The following is a 22,810-nucleotide window of genomic DNA, read 5'->3' as shown; positions in this document are numbered from 1 at the left end:
TTAAAAAATCAAAAAGAAAAATCAAATAATCATAAATGCCATACTAATAAACATTAAGGCTTGTACAAAACCTTTTGGTATTTTCTTTTTGGTTAATCCTTCATATCCATATCTTACTGCAGCAAAACCATCAAGTGGAGGAAGAGGGATTATATTAAATAATAGTGTAATCATTGAAAAAACAACAAAAAAATCTACAAGAATTTGTACATTTACAATACTATAATTCCCATCAACATTATGATAATTTTCAATAATACGATTATCTGGGGTAAATACACCAAAAAGAAGATTAATAGTAATTATTATTCCATGATAAATATAAACAAATGTATCAATAAAAGCATAATAAATTGCAATAAAAAATGGATATTGCACATAGTATGCACCTTCTGTACGATAAGATACAAGATTTATATAACTAACTAAATTATATTCTTCAATTGAATCTTTAACAACTTGATCTGTTGTATAATCATAGTCATAAATATATAAATAATCAAAACCAGGTGTGCTTACTAAAGCAAAATCATATATTAAAACCTTTTGCTCTTGATTACTATCTTTATATCTAATTAGAAATCTTGATCCTGATTCTTCAATTAATCCTAGAATTTTAGAATCATAAGCAGCCTCTTGATAACTATCGAAAGCTTGATAAAGTTGATCATATCCAGTTTTTAAATATCCTTCATCTCCTAATTCAATTGCCTGTTCTTCAAAATCAGAAATTGTTGTATTTTCAATTTCTTCTTGCGTAAGTTCAGAATTAATTCCTATTATCTCACTTACATAAATTGGAGAATCTAATCTTACATCTCCTCTTGTTGTATCTCGAAATACAGCACCATATTCACGTAATGTATCATCTGCATATTCACGTCCAGTAATTGAATAAAAAATCGTAAGTGTAACAAATATTGAAAGAAAATTAAATAAAATTCCCCCAAGACAGAAATAGATTTTTTTTGGAACCGATATTCTATCTAAACTCTTTTGATTTGTAAAGTTTTCATATAAAGTAAGACCTGAAAGTTTTTTTTGAATATATTTTTCCTGTATAGCTTTTTCATCAGGAGTTAAATTTTTAATATTTTCTTTTAATTTATTGATACTTAAAATTACATCATCAGTAAGAACTGCAACATAACCACCAAGGGGAAACAAACGAATGCTTATTGTTGTAAGTTCTAGTTTTTTTTGGAAAATTGCAGGTCCAAATCCAATTGCAAATTCAGAAACACGAACACCATTTCTTCTCGCAACATAAAAATGTCCAAGCTCATGAATAAATGTAATTATTGATATAAATATCAATAAAAATATTAGAAATAATAAAAATATTAAAAAAACCATCTTTTTTTCTGTCTCTCTCTTTTTGCAAATTAACTAATAAGAATTATATTAAATAAAAACAATAAATAAAAGTCCAAAGGAAAATATTGTATATGTAAATATATGTGAATCAATTCTATCTAATAATCCACCATGACCGGGTAAAATTTTTGAAAAATCTTTTTGATCAAAATTTCGTTTAATTTTTGAAAAAAATAAATCTCCAAACGGAGCACTTATAATTGTAATAATCATTAAAGCAACAATTTTTATATTTAAATCAATTACTAAATAAGCATTATTTTCTAAAAGATCAAGATATCTTTGATCATTTAAAAAATAAAGATTAGAACTCTCCATATTGGCTACAAATACAAAATAAAAAAATAAAGAAAATAAAAATCCACTTAAAAGACCAATTAAAAATCCAGCATATGTTTTATTAGGAGAAGCATTAGCAAATATTTTTTCTTTTCCAAAAATTTTTCCTCCAAAATAAGCAAAAATATCAATAAACGTAGTAGTCAACATAACAAGTAAAATTACTGTAAATCCAAAACAAATTGTAAGAAAAATAATTGAAAATATAAATAGTAAACCTAAATAACTAACAATTAAATTTATCATCGAATCTTTTATTTCATTACTAAAACCAACATTTATCAAAAGATAAATTATTGAAAAGAAAAATAAATAAATTAATAAGTAATTAATATCATTGTTATAACCAAAATCTTGTGCTTCTAAATTTGGTTTTGCTCATAACGGATTATAATCAATAATAAAATAAGCAGCAATAAAACCATAAAGAATAAGAAAAACAATTTCAAGATAGAAAAAATTAACTAAAAATATTCTTCGATCTTTCTTAAAAGGAGAAGTAAAATTTACAATTTCAAAAATGATGTATCCTAATAATAAACCTAATATTGTAAGAAAAAAATAATCATATTTTATAAACGAATTAATATTATTTGGGCTTCCACTACCAAAATTAATATATGAAGCTGGTAGTAAAAATAAAATTGTAACAACAATAAAAACTGTAGCTGTTAAAATCCTTACAATTAATTCTTTTTTTGGAAATTTTTTATTTTTCAATTGTAATTCATTTTCCATAATTTAAATCATAAGTAAAGATTTTTCTTTTTCTTTTAAAATATCTTCAAAAACTTTATTTTTATAGTCTATTTGATCTTGTACATTTTTTAAATAATTATTAATTTGATCTTTAGATAATTCTTTATCTGAATTAATTTTTTTATTAATCTCTTGTCTTATATTTCTTAAATTAATTTTAGCTTGTTCTTTTACTTCTTTTGCTTTTTTTACATATAATTTTCTTTTTTCCTCCGTAAGAGGAGGAACAAAAATTTTAATTAAAAATCCATCATCTTGAATGTTAAATCCCAAATTTGCTTTTTCAAGGGCAAATAAAATTCCTTTTCGTTGTGATTTATCAAAAGGATTTATTATTAGAATTGTTCCATCTTGAATTTTAATTGACGCAATTTGATTTAGTTTTATTTTTGAACCATAATAATCAACATAAATGCTCTCTAAAAGTGAAGGATGTGCTCCTAGCGCACGAATTTTTTTTAATTCATCTTGATAATTTTTTTCAATTTGTTCTAGTTTATTTTTTAAATTACTAATATAGTCATTCATATTACTTTGTTAATATTGTTTTTGCTTTTAATTTATTTTCATATAATTTTATTATATTATTTTTACCATTCATATTAAAAACAATTATTTTAATATCCGTACCTTCTAATTTTTGTAATGCTTGATGATCTATTGCTTGTAATTTAAGATCAATAAATTCTTTAAAAGTTAGTTTTTTAAAAAATTTTGCATTTGTAAAATGATTGGGATCCTTGTCATAAATTCCATCAATATTATTTTTTGCCATCAAAATATAAGATGATTTACTTTCTATTGCTCTTAAAGCTGCTGCAGTATCAGTAGAAACATAAGGTTTTCCTGTTCCGCCTCCAAAAATTATCACATCATTTTTGATAAATTCTTCTGAAATTTTTTCTTCTGATGGCTGATTCAATAAACCTTTTATTTCTCTTGCATTTAATACAATACTTTTAATTTTTGCATTTTTTAAATAAATATTTAAAGCAATTGCATTAATTGTTGTTGCTAGCATTCCCATATGATCTGCTGACTCTTCGTTTTTAATCATACCTAATGATTTAGCTAATGAACCACGAAAAATATTTCCTCCTCCAATTACAATTCCAATTTTTAATTGATAATTTTTAATAAGATAAGAAATTTGTTCTGTAATATTTTTTAAAATATCTATTGAATAAATATTTTCACTTGAATTTGTTAAAGCCTCTCCTGATAATTTTAAAATGACACGTTCCTTTTTATTAATCATTGCTTCCTCTTAAAATTTATAAAAAAATAAAGAGTATATTACTCTTTATTTTTAATTTGTTTCATTACTTCGTCTTTGAAATTTTCAATTTTCTTTTCTATTCCTTCTCCAACTTCATAACGAATAAATGAAATTAATTTTGCATTCTTTGATAATAATTGTTTTATCTTCTTACTATTATCTTTTACAAATGTTTGCTCTTCCAATATTAAATCTGATAAAACCTTATTAACTTTTCCGCTTATTATTTTTTCTTGAATATTTTCTGGTTTACCTTTTAATGTATCTTTTAAATCTTTTCGAGCAATTTTATATTCTTCTTCTTTTTTATCATTTGGAACATCTTTTAAACTTAAATATTCCGGATTCATTGCAGCAATCTGCATTGCAATATCTTTTAAAAGATCTTTTTCAACATTTTTAGCAATAACAATAACACCAATTTTTTTATTAACATGAAGATAAGTAGAAAATTGATAATTTTCAACATCGAAAAGATCAAATCTTCTTAAACTAATTTTTTCTCCTAATTTTGTAGTAAGAGAAGCAATTTTTTCATCTATTTTTTCTCCATCAAAAATTGTTTTTCTAAATTCTTCTAAGCTTTTTTCTTTAAAATCTGTATTTATAATATATTGAGAAATTTTATTTCCAAAATCTATAAATAATTTATTTACTGCAACAAAATCTGTTTCAGAATTCAATTCTAAAATTACAACTTTATTTTCTTTATTTAAAATAAATATTGCACCCTCTGCAGCAACTCTATCAGATTTTTTTGCTGCGTTTGCTAATCCTTTTTCACGCAACCATTTAATTGCTTTTTCAAAATCACCTTCTGCTTTTTGTAAAGCTTTTTTAACTTCCATTAATCCAGCGTTTGTTTTTTCTCTTAATTTTTTAATATCTTCAATAGTTATTTTTTTCATTTCAAATTATTTAATTAAAATTTTCGATCTACCTTTTCTCTTTTTAAATTTGTACGATTTTTATAATTTTGATTATATGATCTTTGATCTTTTTGTCTTTGATCAGAATTTTGCTCAAAAGAAGCATTTCTAAAATTAGTTTTACGGTAAGTAGATTTTTCAAGACCAATAAACTCTACAGCATCTTTATCTAAAAAAGCTGCTTTACGTTCTTCTCCTTTTGCATCTGCAATTGCATCTGCAATAATTGTTGTAATAAGAGAAATTGATTTATTTGCATCATCATTTGCAAAAATTGGAATTTTAACATCACGAGGATTACAATTTGTATCTACAATCCCAATTACAGGAATTTGTAATTTATCTGCTTCTTTTATTACTATTCTTTCATCACTAACTGAAGTTACAAAAATTGCATCTGGTAATCTACGCATAAATTTAATTCCGCCAAGCATAGATTCTGCTTTATCTAATTCTTTTTGTAATTTAACTGCTTCTTTTTTTGTATATCCGGCAAAATTATCTTTTTCCAATTTTTCAAGATAACGTAAGCGACGAACAGAATTTTGAATTGTTTTAAAATTTGTTAATGTCCCTCCTAATCATCTTTCATTAACATAAAAAGTTTTAACACGTAAAGAATTTTCTTTAATTGTTTTTTTTGAATGTTTATTTGTTCCTACAAATAAAACTTTTCCGCCTTTTGCCGCAATTTTATTAATTGCATTATAAGCAACATTTAAAGATGCATTAACTTTATTTAGATTAATAATATGAGTTCCATTTTTTTCACCATGAATAAATGGTTTCATTGCTGGATTTCAACGTTGTGTTTTATGACCAAATTGAACTCCTGCTTCTAATAATTTTTCTTTTGCAATTAAAGGTAATTTTTTATCTGAATTATCATTACTATTAGTTTTTAAATTCTCGTTTTGTAATAATTCTGAATTATTTTCTTGTTCGTTTATCATTTTTTAATATTTCCTAGTTTTTCATCAACATACTTCAAAATTAAGAACTAAAAAGCACTACTTAAAAATTCATATGTTTGTTTTTTTGTTTTGTTTCTAAAAATTATATCAAATTAACAAATTTATTTTTTTTCTTTAAGATTAGAAAGATTTTTTTTAATGATTAATTCTGCTTCTTTTTTATCCATTATAAATTTACATTTTGGAAAATTTGTACAAGAAATAAAATAATTACCAAATTTAGATTTTCTAATTATTTGATTTCCTGTTTTACATTTTGGGCAATTTTCCTTTAAGGTAATTGCTTCGAATTTATCCTTATTTTCAATTTTACGAATATATTTGCATTTTGGATAATTTTCACAACCAATAAATTTACCATATCTTGATCTTTTATAAATTAATTGACCACCATCAAGCGGACATTTTTCATCTAAATATTCAGGTAATTTAACTTGAATGGTTTCATCAACAAATTGAACTTGTGGCTCAAATTCTTTTCAAAAATCACTTAAAAATTTTTCTTTTTCTATTTTACCTTCAGCAATCTCATCAAGATTTGTTTCCATTTTTGCTGTATATTTTTCATTTACTAATTCTGAAAAATTAGATAACAATAATCTATTTGTTTCATCACCAATGTCAGTAGGAATTAAAGTTCCTTTTTGTCTTTCAATATATCCATATCTTAAAAGACCAGAAGTTGTTGTTGAATAAGTAGATGGACGGCCAATCCCTTCTTCTTTCATTTTTTTAATGATTGATGATTGATTATATCTTGCAGGAGGTTGAGTATTATGTTCTTTTATTTCAATATTTCTTTTTTTAACCAAAATTTCTTTTGTTGCTGGCAAAATTGTTTCTTTTTCAAAAACCTCTTTATCAATAATGCGATATCCCAAAAATTTAAATAAAGTTTCTTTTGTAACAAACTTATGATTATTGTTATCATAAAGATTTTTAACAATTAAATTTATTCCATCTTTCAAGAATGCTTTTGCTGTGATTTTTCAAATAACATCATAAGCCTTTTTTTCTATTAAAGTATGTTCTCTTAAATTTAAAACATGACTACGTACACGTAAATCAGTTGGTCTTAAAGCTTCATGAGCATCTTGTGATGTGATTTTTTTTACCTTTTTAAATTCTCTCAAACCTGAATAATATCTTTCCCCATATGTTTCAATTAAAAAATCTTTTGCATCTTTAATAAATTTTTTTGAACTGATTCGTTGTGAATCAGTTCTTGGATAAGTTATAAGACCTTTTTCATAAAGAATTTGTGATGCGGCTGTTGCTTGTCTATTAGTTAATCCGTACATATTATAAGCAGCCATAAGATAAGAAGACATTTCTAAGGGTTGAGGAGCAATAATTTTTGTTTCCTTTTTTTGATTTTTTATAAAAACAAATTTTTCTGTAAGATCATCATGAATCTTTTTTGCATCTTTTTCACTTTTATAATTTATTTCTTTAAAATCATTTGTAGAATTAATTAATATTTTATTTTTATTAAATAAAGCTTCAATTGTTCATCAATAATCTTTTTTAAAACTCTTAATTTCATTTTCACGATCAATTATTAATTTTAAAACTGATGATTTAACTCTACCTGCACTTGATGCCTTTAATTTTTTATTTGTGATATAAGACAAACGAAAACCGATAATCCGATCAAGCATCCTTCTTGCTTCTTGTGAATTTATTAAATTCTTATTTAATTCTCCGCGATTTTTTAATGAATTTAAAATTGCATCTTTTGTAATTTCATTGAAATTTATTCGATAAAATTTCTTATCTTTTAATAATTCTTGGGGTAATATCTGTGTAATGTGTCAAGCAATTGCTTCCCCCTCTCGATCAGGATCAGTTGCTAAATAAATTACTTTTGCTTTTTCTACTTCTGAAATTATATTGCTTATAACTTCTTTTTTTGCAGTTATATTTTCATACATAGGTTCCATTAAATCTAAATCGATTCCTAAACCCATTTTTGTTCCATATTTTCTAAGATCACGAACATGTCCAATTGAAGCAATTACTTTAAATTCATTTCTTCCATAGTAATCATTTAAATATGCTTGAATTTTATTTATTTTATTAGGGGATTCTACAATTATTAATTTTTTTGTCATTTTTTAATAAGTTCTCCAATATTATTTATTTCTATTCCACCATGCTTTATCAATTCAAAATTCAAATTATTATCAAAAAAATGATTGAAATAACAATAAATTTTCTTGTTTTCTAAAATTACATGAGAAATAACATTAAAAATATCTTTTTCTTTTCTCGTATTATATAAAAAAATTCCATTTGACAATCCAATTTTTATTTTATTACTCTTATATCATTGCTTTTTTGTAGGTAAAATATAATCAGGAGATTCAGAAATTATTAATGAATTATTATTAAGAATTTTTTTTTCCAATTCAAAATCAATTATTATTTGAGAATCTATTCCTGAATCTTTTATTAAAATCATCTTTTTTAAATTACAATTTTTCAAAAAAATATTTTCAAAAAAATTTGATTGACCAATAATTAATGTTATATCTTTTTGATCAAATTCTAATTTTAAATTATAAATTTCTTTATATTTTGTCTCTGGAATTTCTGCTCCAAAAATTCAGATAATTTTCTCTTTCATCAACAAATCAAAATTTCCTTGATAATATAAAACAAAAGGAGGAAAGGCAATATTTTTTAAATTTTTAGGATAATTTTCATCAATAATTGTAACGTATTTTTTTCTTTTATATCTATTTATAATTTGCTTATATAAAGAATAATCAATATTTTCTTTTGCTTTTAAAGCATTATATATTTTGTCTCAATTTCCATAATATTTTACAGAAAAGTAAAGTAAAATCTCTCGCATAACAATCAGAATTAATATTATTTAATTAATATTAAAAATCTCATTAATCTAGGATAAATTTTCCATATTTTCCCTTTTGATAATCATTTATTAAATTTAAATAAGTTTTTGTTTGCTCTTTTTCAATTTTTATTTTTTTTTGTAAATCTTCAAAAGAAGCAAAAGGAAGTAAAATATTTTTTTCCTTAAATATTTCAAACATAAATCTTATAACTTCTTCAATTGGAACTAAATTAATTTTTATTCCTCCAATTAAAACAATTTTTGCTCCTATTAAATCATTTTCAAATTTTGGAACTAAAACTCCTGGGGTATCTAAAAATAGAAATTGATCTTTTTGATATCAACCTAAATTTTTTGTAACTCCAGCAATATTTTGTACCTTTGCAGAATTTTTTTCAATTAAAACATTAAGTAAATTTGATTTACCAACATTTGGAATTCCAATAACAATTACTTTGGTATAAAAATTTTCTTTTTGATATTTTTTTAAAATTTTAAATAAGTTTATTTTTGCTAAGTTTTTTTCTTCTTTCAAAGAAATAGTAATTGCATCGGTAAATTTTTTTTTATAAAAATTTACTCATTTTTTAAGTTTTTCTTTTGAGACAAGATCTCTTTTATTTAAACAAATTATTACTTTTTTATCTTTTAAAAAATCACCAAAAATATCAATAAAAGATGATTTTGGTGCTCTTGCATCTAAAACAACAATAATTAAATTAATGTTTTTTTTTAAATCAAATAATTGATCTAAGGTTTTTTGCATATGTCCAGGAAATCATTGCAATTGTTTATTCATAAATAACCATTTCTTATTTGCTTTAAATCTTTACAAATAAATAAAAAATGGTGGAACTGAGTGGACTTGAACCACCGACCTCACCGTTATCAGCGGTGTGCTCTAACCAACTGAGCTACAGTTCCGTTTAGTTGGTTTTAGATATACCAACAAAACTTTTACCAACGTACAAATTATACCAAAATGGTAAATTTTTAAATCTATCTTTTTGAAAATTGTGGAGCTCTTCTTGCTCCTTTAAGCCCATATTTTTTACGTTCTTTTACTCTTGAATCACGACTAATTAATTTTGCTTGTTTTAAAGGTTTACGATAATCATCTGAAACAAGTAAAAGACTTTTTACAATAGCATGTTTCAAAGCACCTGCTTGTCCAGAAAATCCTCCTCCAGAAACTTTTGCAACAATATCAAAATCTTTTTCAGTATCAGTTATTATTAAGCCTTGCTTAATTTCATTTACTAAAGTATCTTGAGAAAAATAATCTTTAATATCTTTTTTGTTTACAATAATTTTCCCAGTTCCTTTTTCCATAGTTATTCTTGCAACTGAACTTTTTCTTTTTCCAACTGTTTGATACATTTTAGCTCCTAATTATTTTTCTTTAAGTTAATTTCTAATTTTTCGGGATTTTGTGCTTGATGAGGATGTTTATCATCGCGATAAATAAATAATTTTTTAATTTGTTTTCTTCCTAATTTATTATGAGGAACCATTCCTCAAACAGCACGATAAACCATTTCTTCCGGATATTTTGCTTTCATCTCAGAAGCTTTTCGTTCTCTTAATCCACCAGGATAGCCAGAGTGATTATAATATTTTTTTTGTTCTAATTTATTACCAGAAAGATAAATTTTATTAGCATTTATAACAATAACATAATCACCATGATCTTCATGAGGTGTATATGAACTTTTATTTTTTCCTGTAATAATTTTGGCAATTTCTGTAGACATTCTTCCCAAAACTAAATCTTTTGCATCAATCAAATATCATTTTTTTTCAATTTGATTATTGAATGCCATTTTTGTCTGTCTCATTATTAATATTTTATTATTTCCTTATTTCTCTTTTTATTTAATTTAAAATCAATAATTGTATTAGTGTGGGATAATACCGAAAACTTATAGTTAATATTATACATAAAAGCAATTAATTATACTATTGTATATTTTAATATTTTACAGATTTAAGATAAAGTCCACTTCCTGGTGCTTTATAATGATTTTTACCTCTTTTTGGATTTAGAAATAAATCTTTAAATTCTTCTTCTGAATATTTATTACGATTCTTAGCTAAAACTGAACCGATAATATTTCTAATCATAAATCTCATAAAACCTTTTCCTGTAATTTCAATATAAATTTTTCCTTTATATTTTTTATAAATTTTTATGGAAATTACTTTACGAACATATGATTGATAATTTTCTTTTCCTGTAAATGAAGCAAAATTTTTTTCTCCTATAAAATATTTTAAATCTTCCTTAAGTTTTAAATAATCAATTTTTTGATAATAATTATATTGATAATTTTTTAACTTTTCCGATCTTTTTGATTTTTTTGTATTTATTTTATAAAGATAAGTTTTTTCTTTTACTGAAAACCCTATAGAAAAATCATTATCAACAAACTTTATTTTTTTGATTTTTAAATCACTAAAAATAGCATTTATCAAATTTTTAAATTTCTTAATATCTTTTTTTGTAACCTTTTGTTTTGAATTAAATTCAATAGTAACAATTTGATCAAAAGCATGAACATAACGATCTGTTCTTCCTGAAGATAAAACTTTTGTATTTGCTTGAAAAAATTTTTTACTATATTCTTCTAAAATTCCTTGAATTGTACGCACTTTTGGTTGCTTTGCTCAACCAAAAAAATTAGTTCCATCATATCATAAATTAAGTAACAGTTTTGTTTTCATATTTAATTATTATTTTAAATTAAAATAATAAAAGTAAGACCAACTACAAAAATAACAATGAAGAAAAAGATAAAACAAAAATCTATTAAATTAAATTTATAGGAATTATATTGTGTTCTTTTTTTACCAATTTGATATTGCCTCACATAAAGAGCATATGATAAATTATTAGCGCGATCAAAAGCAGAAATAAATAAAGGATTAAATAAGGCAAAAAAAGCTTTTATTTTTATTTTAAAAGAAGATGAATAAAAATCAATTCCTCTTGTTGATAATGATTGTAAAATCTGTTCTGCTTCTAAAATTATAAGTGGAAGAAATCTTAATCCAATTGTAATAATTAAAGAAAATTCATTTACGGGAACTTTTATATATCTTAATGGATAGATAAAAAAACTAATTGCATCAGAAATTTCTTTTTGCGTAGAACTTAAAATTAAAATTGAAGAGATTAATAATAAAATAAAAATTCTTATCGTAATTTCAAATGTAAGAATAAATCCTTTTTTTGCATCTAAGAAAAATAAGGAATTTAAAATAAAAAAAATTATAAATGTGAATATTGAATAATAAAATAAATTTCGATAAGTTTTAAAGGGAGTTTTTACAATTAAAGCGAATAAAATTGAAGCAAAAAAAGTTCCCAATAAATATCAATCTTCACTATAAAACCATAATTCTTGATCATAAATAAATCCAGGAGCAAATAAAACCAAAATTATCATAAGAAAATAAACAATAAATTTTGCTCTTGGATTTATTTTATCAATAAATGAATTAAAATCTTTTTTAGAAAGAATATCATATGTTATTTCCATGGCAATTTATTTATCTCTCTTAAAATATCTTTTTTAAGATCCTTTTCTTGTATTAAATTAGATTGTAGAAGAATATTATTTAATTTTTGTTGATTTTTCAATAATAATGAACATTTATTAAAGCTTATTTGTTTTCCTTTACATAAAAAAAGTAAATAATCAGAGTAACTTAAATTTCTTAAATCATGCGTAATTATAATTATTGTTTTATTTTTTTTAAGAATTTTTTTAATAAAATTTAAAACTTCAATTCGATTATAATTATCCATATTTGCTGTCGGTTCATCCAGTATTAATAATTTAGAAGGAAAAAAAGCAATAATTGCAATTAACAATTTTTTTTGTTCTCCACCCGAAAGATTATTTGGATTAGTTTTTTTATATTTTTCAGGAAATTCTAAAAAATTAAAAACTTCAATTACTTTTTGATCAAGTTTTTCGTCTTTATATCCTAAATTTTTAAAACCAAATTTAATTTCATCTCATATATTTTTTTTGAAAAATTGTAAATTAGAATCTTGAAATGTTATTTTCGAAAACTCTCTTACTATTTTAAGATTTTTATATTTTATTTTTTTCTTACTTTTTGAATAAGTAAAAAATTGATAATTGTAATTTATTGAACCTGAAGTGGGAATTGAAAATCCACCAATTATTTTTGCTAATGTAGATTTTCCTGATCCTGTTTCTCCAACAATTGTAAGAATTTTATTTTTTGGAAGTGAAAAAGTTATATTTTGCAATATTTCTTTTTCTTTATTATGAGAATTTATTTTTTTACTTAAATTGTTAATTTTAATAATCATATTTCTGATCTAATTTAATTTAAATTTATTTAATAAGTCTTCTGTTATTTTTATTGTTTTATCAAAAAAAACTTTTTCTCCTTGATCTAAAATTAAAGTTTTTTCAGCATATTTTAAAAGGTGTAATTTATGAGTTACAAAAATTATTCCACAATTATTTTGTGAATGTAGATATTTAATTTTATCTACAACAAAATTAGTATTTTTAATATCTAACATCGAAGTAACTTCATCAAACAGAAGAAATTTATATTTTAAAACAAGCATTGAAGCAATTGCAATTAATTGCTTTTCACCACCCGAGAGAGTATTTACATCTCTTTTTTTTAATCTTGAAATATTTAAAAAATTTAAAATATTATCAACAATTGAGTGCATTTCATTATGCTTATATAAATTATTTTCCAAACCAAAAGCAATATCATTTTCGACAATTGAGTTTACAATTTGATTATCAGGTTTTTGAAAAATAATTCCAATAAAACCAAATCTTATTTCTTTGTGTTTTAATTTTTTATAAAAATAAAGATTATTATGAGTTTCAATTTTTTGACCAATGAAACCATTTGTATAATTTAAAATTCCACTTAATATTTTGATTAAAGTTGATTTTCCTGATCCGTTTCGACCAATTAAAGCAATATAATCTTTATCTGTAAAGGAAAATGATATATCTTTTAATATTAAATTATCTTTATAAATAAAAGTAAGGTTTGTTATTTTTATCTCCATATCTTGAAAAATATTATAAATTATTTAATCATTCTTTTATTTATTAAATAATTTATTTTGTTGTTTTTTTCGATAAAAAGTAATTGCAAAGCGGTGTACTTCATCTTGAAAACCACCCAATAAAAGATAAATTTCTGAATTTTTTTTAATTAAATATTCTTGATTTTTTTCAACAATTATTTTTCCAGTATCATGTTTTTTATCTTTTACCAAACCTATTACTTTAACTTTTTCTAAAAGATTTAATTCTTTTAAAGCTTTTTTAGCACTATCTAATTGATATTTTCCATCAACTATATATAAATTAGGAATATCTTCTTTTTTAATTAATTTTTGTCTAAAATGACGATATGTAACTTCATAAATTGCTTGATAATCATTTTGAAATTCATCTAAAATATATTTACGATACATTTTAGAATTTTTTTGAAAATTTAAAAAATTAACAACAACACCCACTTGATTTTGTCCACCTAAGTTAGAAATATCACATAATTCGATCAATGTAAAATTATCAATTTTTAACAATTTTGCTAATTCATCTTGTGCTTTTTTTAAATTATTTTCTTTTTGATTTACTTTAATTTCTAATTGTTTATATAATTCTTCGGCTTCTTTTTTTGCAAGATTTAAAATTGATTTTAAACGGCCCTGCTTAGGAATTATTACTTTTTTAAAATTTATTAATTTTAATACTCCAGTTTTAAAAGGAGCAACAAGAATAGAAGGAATTAAATTTTTTTGATAATAGTGATATAAATATTGCTCAATTAAATTTTCAATATTTTGATAATTTAATTTTTTTATTGAAATAACTTCTGTTATTTTTGATATTAATTTACCATATCGAATATTTAAAATTACAATTGCTAAAACATCATCTTTATAATAAAAATTTAAAACATCTCTTGAAATATTATCATTAAATAATATTTTTTGTTTTTGATGATATTTTTCTAATATTGGTAATAAATTATATAACTCTTGTGCTTGTTCATACATTTCTTTTTCTGTGTAAATATTAATTTTTTTATTAATTATTTTTTTTAATTGGTAATCATTACCCTTAAAGAAATTTTCAATTTCTTTTGTTATCTTTTCGATATCAATATCTTTTTTTTCTTTAAAACAATATCCCGGACAAATCCCCATTTGATAATTCAAACAAGGTTTCCCTGAATTTGGATTTAAACATTTGCTTACTGGATAAATTGATTCAATAATTTTTTTAATTTTATTTGCTGAATAGCCATCTGGAAAAGGTCCAAAATATTTTAAATTTTTTTTATTTTTCTTTACTTCATTTGTAAGCTCTAATTTAAACATAGGTTCTTTTGTAAATAAAATATATGGATAAGAACGTTGATTTTTTAATCTAATATTATATTTTGGATTATATTTTTTGATTAATTCTAATTCTAAAATCAATGATTCCATTTCATTTTTTACAAGCATATAATCAAAATCTGCAATTTGCTTTACCAAAAGTCTAGTTTTTAATTGAATATCTTTTGGATCAAGATATTGCATCATTCTATTCTTTAATTTTTTTGCTTTTCCAACATATATTACAAATCCCTTATCATCTTTTCAAAGATAACAACCAGGTGTATTTGGAACATTTTTTAATTGGTTTTTTGTAATCATAATTTAAAATTTATTTAATTCCAATAAATAAGAATTTACTGCTACTAATAAGCAGCGTTTTCTAATTGGGTGCTCTTTTAAAAATCCCAAAAGATCAAAAATATCTCCTTTTGGTAAAGAAATATCATTATCAGCAAAATCTTTTAATTTTTTTAAAATTTCTTTTGCTTCATTTACATTTTTTTTATTTATCAATCTTGCAATTAATTCGGATGAAAGAAATGAAATTGAACAACCTTCACCATTTCAACTAATTTTTATTATTTTATTCTTTTTTATATTTGCTTTTACATAAATTTTATCTGCACAATTTGTAAGATAATATACTGAAGATTTTGCAAAATCTTTTTCCTCTAAATTTTTAAATTTAAAATCACTAAGCACATTTCTTATTTTTATTTGAATTGAAGAGTCCATTTAAAAAATCACCACCATTTTTTATTACATCTACTAATTTTTTTAAATCATTTTCATTATTATAATAATGAAAAGAAACACGAATTGATTGTTCTTTTGTATTTAATAATTTATTATCATAATTAACACAATAAAAACCACTTCTTACAAAAATATTATTTTGTTGCAATTCATAATTTATATCTTCAGAATGAATATTTTTTTTCTTAAATAAAAGAATTGAAGATTTAATATTTTTATTTAAAATAATAATATCATTAATTTTTTCTAATTTTTCTTCAAGTAAAAATTTTAATTTCTCATTATGTGATCTTATTTTTTCAATTCCAATTGAATTTATAAAATCAATTGCTTTTGCAAGTCCAATTATTCCCGAAATATTTGGTGTTCCAGCATAAAATTTATTAGGTAATTTTCGATAATCAAATTTATTTAAATCATAATATTGAAACATTCCTCCTCCATAATTAAATAAATTTAATTTTTTTAATAATTTTTCTTTTCCATAAATAATTCCAATTCCGTTTGGACCAAACATTTTATGACCACCAAATACTAAAAAATCACAATTTAAATCTCTTACGTCAATTTTTATATGACCAACAGATTGTGCGGCATCCGCCACAAGTAAAATATTATCTCCAATTATTTTCTTTATTTTTTTTAGATCATTTAAAATTCCAATTGAATTAAATATATGAGAAATGGCAATTATTTTCGTTTTATTATTTAGTAATGTCTTAAGATGATCATAATCAAATTCAAAATTTTCTTTAATTTTATAATGTCTTATTTTCAATTTTTTCTTTTTTGCAATTACTAATCAAGGAATATAATTAGAAGCATGTTCAAATTCTCCTAAAATTAATTCATCTCCTGCTTTTAAATCATCTGTAAGAGCAAGAGCTAATAAATTTAATCCGTTTGTTGTTCCTGCAACAGGAATAATTTCATTTATTGTTCTTGAATTTATAAAATGAGCAATTTTAAGTAATGATATTAAAAATAATTCTTTACTCTTTTCTGTAAGCAAATTATTACTTCTTTCGATTGTAGGAAGAAAATTTTGATAAAAATTACTAATTTCATTTATTACAACTTTTGGTTTAATTGTTGTAAGGCTTGAATCAAGATAAGTAATATTAGGATTATTTTTAAAAAACGGGAAAATTTCCTTACGAATATTTTCTTTCATAATGATTTTATTATAGTTGAATAATTTAATTTTAATATAAAAAAGAAAGGAGACTATCATTACGGTAGTCTCCTAAATTAGTAAAATTGGTTATTTAGTGAAATAACAATATAGAGTTAATTGAGGCTTAATAATTTGTAAATAACAATGGGATGTAATTTATTATTATATATTGACGATCAAAGTAAATCCCCTTATACCAGAAATCCCCTTAACCGTCATATATATGATATTACTTTATAAAGAAAAAAAAAAGTTATTTATTTGTAAATAAATAAATTTTATTTTTTCTTACTTTCAATTGTTTTAATTCTTGCAGATTTACCTTTACGTTCACGCATATAGTAAATTTTTGCTCTTCGTACTTTACCATTTTTAATAACTTCAATTTTTGCAAGAACAGGAGAATTAATGGGAAATGTTTTTTCAACACCAATTCCATAAGATTCTTTTCTTACTGTAAAAGTTGAATCAATTGAATTATTTTTTGATTTCTTAAGAACAAAACCTTCAAAAATCTGAATTCTTTCTTTTGCTCCTTCTTTTATTTTAATATGAAGACGAAGAGTGTCTCCAGTTTTAAAATTAGGAATATCTGTTTTTAATTGTTTTACTGTTAATTCATTAATTAAATTATTATTTGCTCCCATAAATTTGATCTAATTTTCTCCTATTTTTTATTATTTTTTTTAAATTGATTAGTATTTTTTATTGCATTTTCTTTTCTTCAATTTTCAATTTTTTTATGATCTCCAGATAATAAAACTGAAGGAACTGATAAATTACGAAATTTTCGTGGTCTTGTATAATGATCATTTTCAATTAAATCATTTTCAAATGATTCATTTATTAAAGAATCTTCATTAATCACACCAGGAATTAAACGAATTATTGCATCTGCAATTGCCATTGCTGCAATCTCTCCTCCTGTAAGAATAAAATCTCCTAATGAAATTTCAAGATCAATAAAATATTTTATTCTTGCATCAATTCCTTCATAATGGCCACAAACAATAATAATATCTTTATGGCTTAAAACAAAATTTTTTGCAATAGACTGCGAAAACTTTTTTCCTTTTGGTGATGTATATATAATAAAACTATCTTTTGTTTTTGCTTTTTCAATTGCCTTTACAACCGGTTCAATAAGCATTAACATTCCTGGCCCACCACCATAAATATAATCATCAACTTGTTTATTTTTATCTAATACAAAATCACGTGGATTTATAAGTTCAATTTCAATTTTTTTTTCTTTTATTGCATTTTTAATAATGCTATGTGTTTTAAAAAAATCAAAATATTCAGGAAACAAAGTAATAAATGTTATTTTCATAATTACTCATTAATACTTTCATTTATAAACTCTTCGCTAACTTTAACATAAACAAGATGTTTTTTAGAATCAAAATCTACAAAAAATTCATCAACTAAAGGAATATTAATTATTTTCTCATTTAAAAATAATTTTACAATGATACTTTCATAAGCAATTTGATGTAATAAATCAATCACAATTCCAATAGATTTTTGATCATCATTTATTACAGTTGCATTAATCAAATCTTTTAGATAAAATTCTTCATCTATATTTAAATTTGCTTCTTTATATATCTTTTTATTTTTTAATTTTAAAGCTTCTTCAAATGTATCAATATTTTCAAAAAATATTAAAACAAAATTTTTATGAAGACGATAATTTTTTACAATTAAAGGTACATTATTTTTTTCAAGAAAAATTTTCGTTCCTTTTTTAAAAGACTTATTAAGATCATCAGAATTGCTTAGAATTCTTAATTCACCTTTTAGTCCATGTGTATTTACAATTGTTCCTAATCAAATTAAACTATTTTGCTTTTTTACTAATTGTTTTTGCATCATGAAATTCTTTTAAAATTCCTTCTTTTGCTAGGATTTCTCTTACAGTATCAGAAGGTTTAGCTCCATTTTCTAATCATTTCAATGCAACTTCACGCTTGATTACTTTTTCTTTTGTAAAAGGATTGTAAGTTCCTATTAATTCAATATAAGCACCATCTCTTTTAACACGAGAATCAATTGCAACTATTCTATAAAATGGTTTTTTCTTAGAACCCATTCTAGTTAGTCTTAAACGTACTGCCACTCTTTTAACCTCCAATTTATATTATAAATTAAAATAAAAAAACTGTTAGGGTTTTTTACCTAACAGTAAATATTTTTTATCTTAAAAAAGCCCATTTCCTAATTTACTTAAATCAGGCATTCTTCCTGATTTTAAAACTTTTGAAAGTTGCATAATTTGTTTTTGCATTTTTTCAAATTGTCTTAAAAGATCATTATATTCTTGTGCACTTCTTCCAGAACCTTTCAAAATTCGTTCTTTTCTTTTTTGATGTTTTAATAAACGAGGATTTTTACGTTCTTTTTTTGTCATCGAATTTATAAGAACTTTATAAATATCAAGTTTTGTTTCCATTGAATTAATTTTTTCTTCAGAAATTTTTCCTAATTTACCAAAACTTGGAAGTAGTTTTGAAATAGCCCCTAAATTTCCCATTTTACTCATTTGCTGCATTGAAACTAATAAATCATCAAGATCAAATTTTCCCGACATCATTTTGCGAAACATTTTTTCTTGACTTTTTTCATCACCTAATTCCTGAGCTTTTTCTGTAAGTGTTTCAATATCACCCAATCCTAAAAGTCTAGAAGCAATTCTATTAGGATAGAAAATTTCTAAATTAGCAATCTTTTCTCCAACTCCCAAATAAGATATTGATAATTTTAAAGCGTATGCTAATGAAAAAATTGCTCCACCTTTCGCATTAGAATCCATTTTTGTAACAATTACTGATGATAATTTAAGTTTATTATTAAATTCTTGTGCAACATTCAAGATTTCTTGTCCAGAAAATCCATCAGCAACAAAAATAATATCAGTAGGAATAAAAATTTTTTTAATCTCTTTTAATTCGTCCATTAATTTTTGATCAGTTTGTAAACGACCCGCTGTATCTAAAATAATTAAATCATGATTATTTTTATCAGCCAATTTTAAAGCATTTTTTGCAATTTTAATTACATCTTTTTCATTTCTCTCTGCATAAAAAGGAAAATCTATTTTTTTTGCTAATGTTTCTAATTGATCGATTGCTGCTGGACGATAAATATCCAAAGCCACTAATAAAGGGTTTTTATATTTCTTTTGTTTTTTTACAAGATTATTTGCAAGTTTAGCAACAGTAGTAGTTTTTCCTGAACCTTGTAATCCAACCATCATTACAACAGATCTAGATTGATAATTTCAAGTTTTGGCTTCTTTTCCTAAAATATTTACAAGTTCATCATAAATAATTTTAAGAATTTCTTGTGAAGAAGTCCGATCTGTATCTACAACTTTTCCAATAGCTTTTTTTTCTATAGAAGAAATAAAATCATCAACAACTTTTAGATTAACATCTGATTCGAGTAAAATTAATTTTACTTCTTTTAGAATTTCACTTATATTTTCCTTACTTAAAAGTCCTTTTGATTGAACCTTATGAATTACTTTTTCTAGTCGTTTTTGCATAAAATTAAATGCCATATTTTGCTCCTTTTTATTTAAATATTTTATTCAGTAAATTTAAATGAATTATTTTCAATTGCTATTTCAATGTTTTTAAAATAATCTTCACTAAAATCTCTAATTTCTATCGTTTCATTTCCGTCATCATCTGTTTCAGTATAAACAAATTGATCACCATTTGCTACCAAAATATAATCCTCGTTCCCATTTTCAACATTATTAGGATCAGGATTATTTACAAATCACATTCAAGTAATTGTATTCGTAAGACCTGTAGAAGGAGAAATTGGTCTCAATGATAAAGTATCATCCGAATTAACACTAAGATAATAAGGATCATAATAATCATCAGCAATTGATTCAGAAGCACTATCTGAATCATTTATAAAATAAACCTTTTCATATCTTAATTTACTATCATAATCAGGATTATTTTCATCTAAATCCTTATTTTTATCAATCATAAAATCTTCAATTAATGTTCTGATATTTTCATCTTCACCAGTCATAAATCCATATCATTTAAAATCAGAATTTGGACTAAAATTAACAAGATATTGTGAAAAGGGACCATCATCTATTGAATAATCCTTATCTTTTTTATCATTATCATTATAAAAAGCATAATTACTATTTTGCCCATTTCTTGAAAAAAAAACAATTCCTGTTATCTCTTGTTCAATATTATCTTGATTATTAATTCTTTTTTGAACACTTTTGATATCTTTATCAAAATTTTTTGATTTTTTATAAATTGTAATATTAGGAGGATATGGACGATAATCTTTTGTTCCATAATAAACAGAAAGCGAAATTATAACTGCTAAAATTATTAAAATAATTGAGATTATAATTATTCCCTTTTTATTAAGTTTTATAAGTTTAGATTTCTTTTTCTTTTTTTCTATTTTTTCATTCATATTTGTCTTAAAAATAATGTTTTTTTGATTATTTAAAGCAAAATAATTAAATCTTTTAACTCTTTTATTATATAATAAATTAGTTATTTATGAGTTATTATAAAATATTAAATTTAGTTAAAGAAATAGAGGAATAAATGATATTTGTACAATATATCTTACCCCCACTTATAATTATTCTTTTACTTTTTGCTTCAGGAGTAGTTGCCTTTGTTGAAATGGCAATAGCATCAATTAATAAAATTCGTTTAGAAACATATCTTAAAAAAGATCGCTATAAAAAAAGAGCAAATAAAGTTTTAGGATTTATTAATAATTACAACGAAATTATAACTTCACTTGTAATTTATAATAATATAGTTAATGTTTTGCTTTCAACTATTTCAACTGTATGATTTAGTTTCTTATTTAATGATATGATTTTTCTTAGTGCTTTTTTCTCATTTATATTGATGACTATTTTAATTATTATCTTTGGTGAACTTATTCCAAAATTTTTAGGAAAAAAATATCCCGAAAGAGGAGCAATAGTTTTTTCAAGTGTAATATATTGATTAAATTGAAGTTTAAAACCCATTTCTCTTCCTCTTAAAAAACTTGTAAAACAAGACGAAAACGAAAGAATTTTTCAAAACGAAGGAGAGCTTCGTTACGCAATAAATGAAGCCGGAAAAACTGGAATTACAACTAAAAGAGATCAAGAAATTATTACTTCTATTTTAGATTGAGATGAAACTATTGCCAAAAAAGTAATGATTAGTAAAAAGGATGCAATTTATTTTGATGCTAATTCATCAAAAGAAAATCTTGCTGAAAAAATAGAAAATATAAATGTAACTAGGGTTCCATTATTTGATCATAAAACAGAAAAAATAATTGGAATTTTAAATACACAAAAATTCTTGATAAATTATTTAAAAGAAAAAGAAAATTCTAATCTTGATAAATTTATTTTAGATTTCCAAATTTTTAAAGAAAATGAATTTTTAAGAGAAATTTTTTATGAACTTAAAAGCAAAAGACAAAAAATCGGAATCATTGTAAATAAAAATAATAAATTTATCGGAATTATTACAATTGAAGATATTTTGGAAACTATTGTTGGAAAATTATATGATGATGAAGATATAACAAAAGAAGGAATTTATCTTTTAAGTGAAAATAATTTTTTAGTTAACCCTAATGTTAAAATTTATGATTTTTACGATAAATATTTAAAAAATAATCCAAAAATTTCCGGTGTAATAAAAATAGAAAATAATAATCAATCAATCGAAGATTGATTAAAAGAGAATTTTAAAATCAAAAAATTAAAAATTGGGGAAAAATATTATTTCAGAAATATTGTAGTTTGAATAAAAGAAGATAAAAATAGTATCAATCAAAAAAATCAAATAATTATTGAAATAGATATAATAATTTAAAATTTATATTATTTAGTGCTAATATTATTTATATACCTTTATTTAAGGATAGTGAAT

25 protein-coding genes and 1 tRNA gene are annotated in these 22,810 nt (G+C 22.8%); 1 reads left to right on the top strand and 25 read right to left on the bottom strand.

What is annotated here, in order from left to right:
* The 25 genes from X271_RS00890 to X271_RS00770 form a co-directional block, all read right to left on the bottom strand.
* Positions 1 to 1,356: a site-2 protease family protein gene (locus tag X271_RS00890; RefSeq protein ID WP_025208588.1), complete on the bottom strand. Its 1,356-nt coding sequence runs from the start codon at positions 1,354 to 1,356 to the stop codon at positions 1 to 3.
* Positions 1,357 to 1,404: 48 nt separating this feature from the next.
* Complete coding sequence (locus X271_RS00885) at positions 1,405 to 2,454, bottom strand: phosphatidate cytidylyltransferase (protein ID WP_025208587.1); 1,050 nt, start codon at positions 2,452 to 2,454, stop codon at positions 1,405 to 1,407.
* A 3-nt stretch (positions 2,455 to 2,457) separates the two neighbouring features.
* Positions 2,458 to 3,003, bottom strand: a complete 546-nt coding sequence (locus X271_RS00880) for a ribosome-recycling factor (RefSeq protein WP_025208586.1) — start codon at positions 3,001 to 3,003, stop codon at positions 2,458 to 2,460.
* Between the two features lies 1 nt (position 3,004).
* Entirely contained in the window at positions 3,005 to 3,733 is a 729-nt protein-coding gene (locus X271_RS00875) for a uridine monophosphate kinase (RefSeq protein WP_025208585.1), read from the bottom strand.
* A gap of 38 nt (positions 3,734 to 3,771) precedes the next feature.
* A complete protein-coding gene (gene tsf, locus X271_RS00870; RefSeq protein ID WP_025208584.1) occupies positions 3,772 to 4,662 on the bottom strand; it encodes a translation elongation factor Ts in 891 nt (296 codons plus the stop codon).
* A 14-nt stretch (positions 4,663 to 4,676) separates the two neighbouring features.
* On the bottom strand, positions 4,677 to 5,636 hold the full coding sequence (gene rpsB, locus X271_RS00865) for a 30S ribosomal protein S2 (protein ID WP_200864065.1): 960 nt from the start codon (positions 5,634 to 5,636) through the stop codon (positions 4,677 to 4,679).
* Between the two features lie 122 nt (positions 5,637 to 5,758).
* Positions 5,759 to 7,771: a type I DNA topoisomerase gene (gene topA / locus X271_RS00860; RefSeq protein WP_025208582.1), complete on the bottom strand. Its 2,013-nt coding sequence runs from the start codon at positions 7,769 to 7,771 to the stop codon at positions 5,759 to 5,761.
* Positions 7,756 to 8,517 (bottom strand): DNA-processing protein DprA, encoded by a 762-nt coding sequence (locus X271_RS00855; protein ID WP_025208581.1) that lies wholly within the window; start codon positions 8,515 to 8,517, stop codon positions 7,756 to 7,758. Before X271_RS00855 ends, topA begins: the two co-directional genes overlap by 16 nt.
* A gap of 43 nt (positions 8,518 to 8,560) precedes the next feature.
* Positions 8,561 to 9,319 (bottom strand): GTPase, encoded by a 759-nt coding sequence (locus X271_RS00850; protein WP_025208580.1) that lies wholly within the window; start codon positions 9,317 to 9,319, stop codon positions 8,561 to 8,563.
* 48 nt (positions 9,320 to 9,367) lie between these two features.
* Positions 9,368 to 9,444 (bottom strand) — tRNA-Ile (locus X271_RS00845).
* Positions 9,445 to 9,519: 75 nt separating this feature from the next.
* Positions 9,520 to 9,900 carry a 30S ribosomal protein S9 gene (gene rpsI / locus X271_RS00840; RefSeq protein WP_038462227.1) on the bottom strand — a complete coding sequence of 127 codons (381 nt, stop codon included), beginning with the start codon at positions 9,898 to 9,900 and terminating at the stop codon, positions 9,520 to 9,522.
* An 8-nt stretch (positions 9,901 to 9,908) separates the two neighbouring features.
* Complete coding sequence (gene rplM, locus X271_RS00835; RefSeq protein ID WP_025208578.1) at positions 9,909 to 10,358, bottom strand: 50S ribosomal protein L13; 450 nt, start codon at positions 10,356 to 10,358, stop codon at positions 9,909 to 9,911.
* A gap of 133 nt (positions 10,359 to 10,491) precedes the next feature.
* Entirely contained in the window at positions 10,492 to 11,244 is a 753-nt protein-coding gene (gene truA, locus X271_RS00830) for a tRNA pseudouridine(38-40) synthase TruA (RefSeq protein ID WP_025208577.1), read from the bottom strand.
* Between the two features lie 14 nt (positions 11,245 to 11,258).
* Positions 11,259 to 12,062: an energy-coupling factor transporter transmembrane component T family protein gene (locus X271_RS00825; RefSeq protein WP_025208576.1), complete on the bottom strand. Its 804-nt coding sequence runs from the start codon at positions 12,060 to 12,062 to the stop codon at positions 11,259 to 11,261.
* Positions 12,053 to 12,868, bottom strand: coding sequence for an energy-coupling factor ABC transporter ATP-binding protein (locus X271_RS00820; protein WP_025208575.1), 816 nt, complete (start codon positions 12,866 to 12,868; stop codon positions 12,053 to 12,055). The genes X271_RS00825 and X271_RS00820 overlap by 10 nt, the downstream gene beginning before the upstream one ends.
* Positions 12,869 to 12,877: 9 nt before the next feature.
* Positions 12,878 to 13,600, bottom strand: a complete 723-nt coding sequence (locus tag X271_RS00815; protein ID WP_025208574.1) for an energy-coupling factor ABC transporter ATP-binding protein — start codon at positions 13,598 to 13,600, stop codon at positions 12,878 to 12,880.
* A gap of 36 nt (positions 13,601 to 13,636) precedes the next feature.
* Complete coding sequence (gene uvrC / locus X271_RS00810; protein WP_025208572.1) at positions 13,637 to 15,247, bottom strand: excinuclease ABC subunit UvrC; 1,611 nt, start codon at positions 15,245 to 15,247, stop codon at positions 13,637 to 13,639.
* A 3-nt stretch (positions 15,248 to 15,250) separates the two neighbouring features.
* Positions 15,251 to 15,664: an iron-sulfur cluster assembly scaffold protein gene (locus tag X271_RS03095; protein WP_025208571.1), complete on the bottom strand. Its 414-nt coding sequence runs from the start codon at positions 15,662 to 15,664 to the stop codon at positions 15,251 to 15,253.
* On the bottom strand, positions 15,624 to 16,859 hold the full coding sequence (locus X271_RS00800) for an aminotransferase class V-fold PLP-dependent enzyme (RefSeq protein ID WP_025208570.1): 1,236 nt from the start codon (positions 16,857 to 16,859) through the stop codon (positions 15,624 to 15,626). The genes X271_RS03095 and X271_RS00800 overlap by 41 nt, the downstream gene beginning before the upstream one ends.
* 281 nt (positions 16,860 to 17,140) lie before the next feature.
* Positions 17,141 to 17,509, bottom strand: a complete 369-nt coding sequence (gene rplS / locus X271_RS00795; RefSeq protein ID WP_025208569.1) for a 50S ribosomal protein L19 — start codon at positions 17,507 to 17,509, stop codon at positions 17,141 to 17,143.
* A 20-nt stretch (positions 17,510 to 17,529) separates the two neighbouring features.
* On the bottom strand, positions 17,530 to 18,195 hold the full coding sequence (gene trmD, locus X271_RS00790; protein ID WP_025208568.1) for a tRNA (guanosine(37)-N1)-methyltransferase TrmD: 666 nt from the start codon (positions 18,193 to 18,195) through the stop codon (positions 17,530 to 17,532).
* Between the two features lie 2 nt (positions 18,196 to 18,197).
* Positions 18,198 to 18,737, bottom strand: coding sequence for a ribosome maturation factor RimM (gene rimM / locus X271_RS00785; RefSeq protein ID WP_158380599.1), 540 nt, complete (start codon positions 18,735 to 18,737; stop codon positions 18,198 to 18,200).
* Positions 18,706 to 18,957, bottom strand: a complete 252-nt coding sequence (gene rpsP, locus X271_RS00780; RefSeq protein WP_436967322.1) for a 30S ribosomal protein S16 — start codon at positions 18,955 to 18,957, stop codon at positions 18,706 to 18,708. The genes rimM and rpsP overlap by 32 nt, the downstream gene beginning before the upstream one ends.
* A gap of 108 nt (positions 18,958 to 19,065) precedes the next feature.
* On the bottom strand, positions 19,066 to 20,427 hold the full coding sequence (gene ffh, locus X271_RS00775) for a signal recognition particle protein (protein WP_025208565.1): 1,362 nt from the start codon (positions 20,425 to 20,427) through the stop codon (positions 19,066 to 19,068).
* A 26-nt stretch (positions 20,428 to 20,453) separates the two neighbouring features.
* Entirely contained in the window at positions 20,454 to 21,329 is an 876-nt protein-coding gene (locus X271_RS00770) for a hypothetical protein (RefSeq protein WP_025208564.1), read from the bottom strand.
* Positions 21,330 to 21,466: 137 nt separating this feature from the next.
* Between X271_RS00770 and X271_RS00765 the strand changes: the two genes are divergently transcribed.
* Positions 21,467 to 22,753 carry a CNNM domain-containing protein gene (locus tag X271_RS00765; RefSeq protein ID WP_025208563.1) on the top strand — a complete coding sequence of 429 codons (1,287 nt, stop codon included), beginning with the start codon at positions 21,467 to 21,469 and terminating at the stop codon, positions 22,751 to 22,753.
* The last annotated feature ends 57 nt before the right edge of the window (positions 22,754 to 22,810 follow it).

The organism is Candidatus Hepatoplasma crinochetorum Av, from assembly GCF_000582535.1.
GTDB lineage: Bacteria > Bacillota_I > Bacilli_A > Mycoplasmatales > Hepatoplasmataceae > Hepatoplasma > Hepatoplasma crinochetorum.
This window is presented reverse-complemented; position numbering and strand designations above follow the sequence as displayed.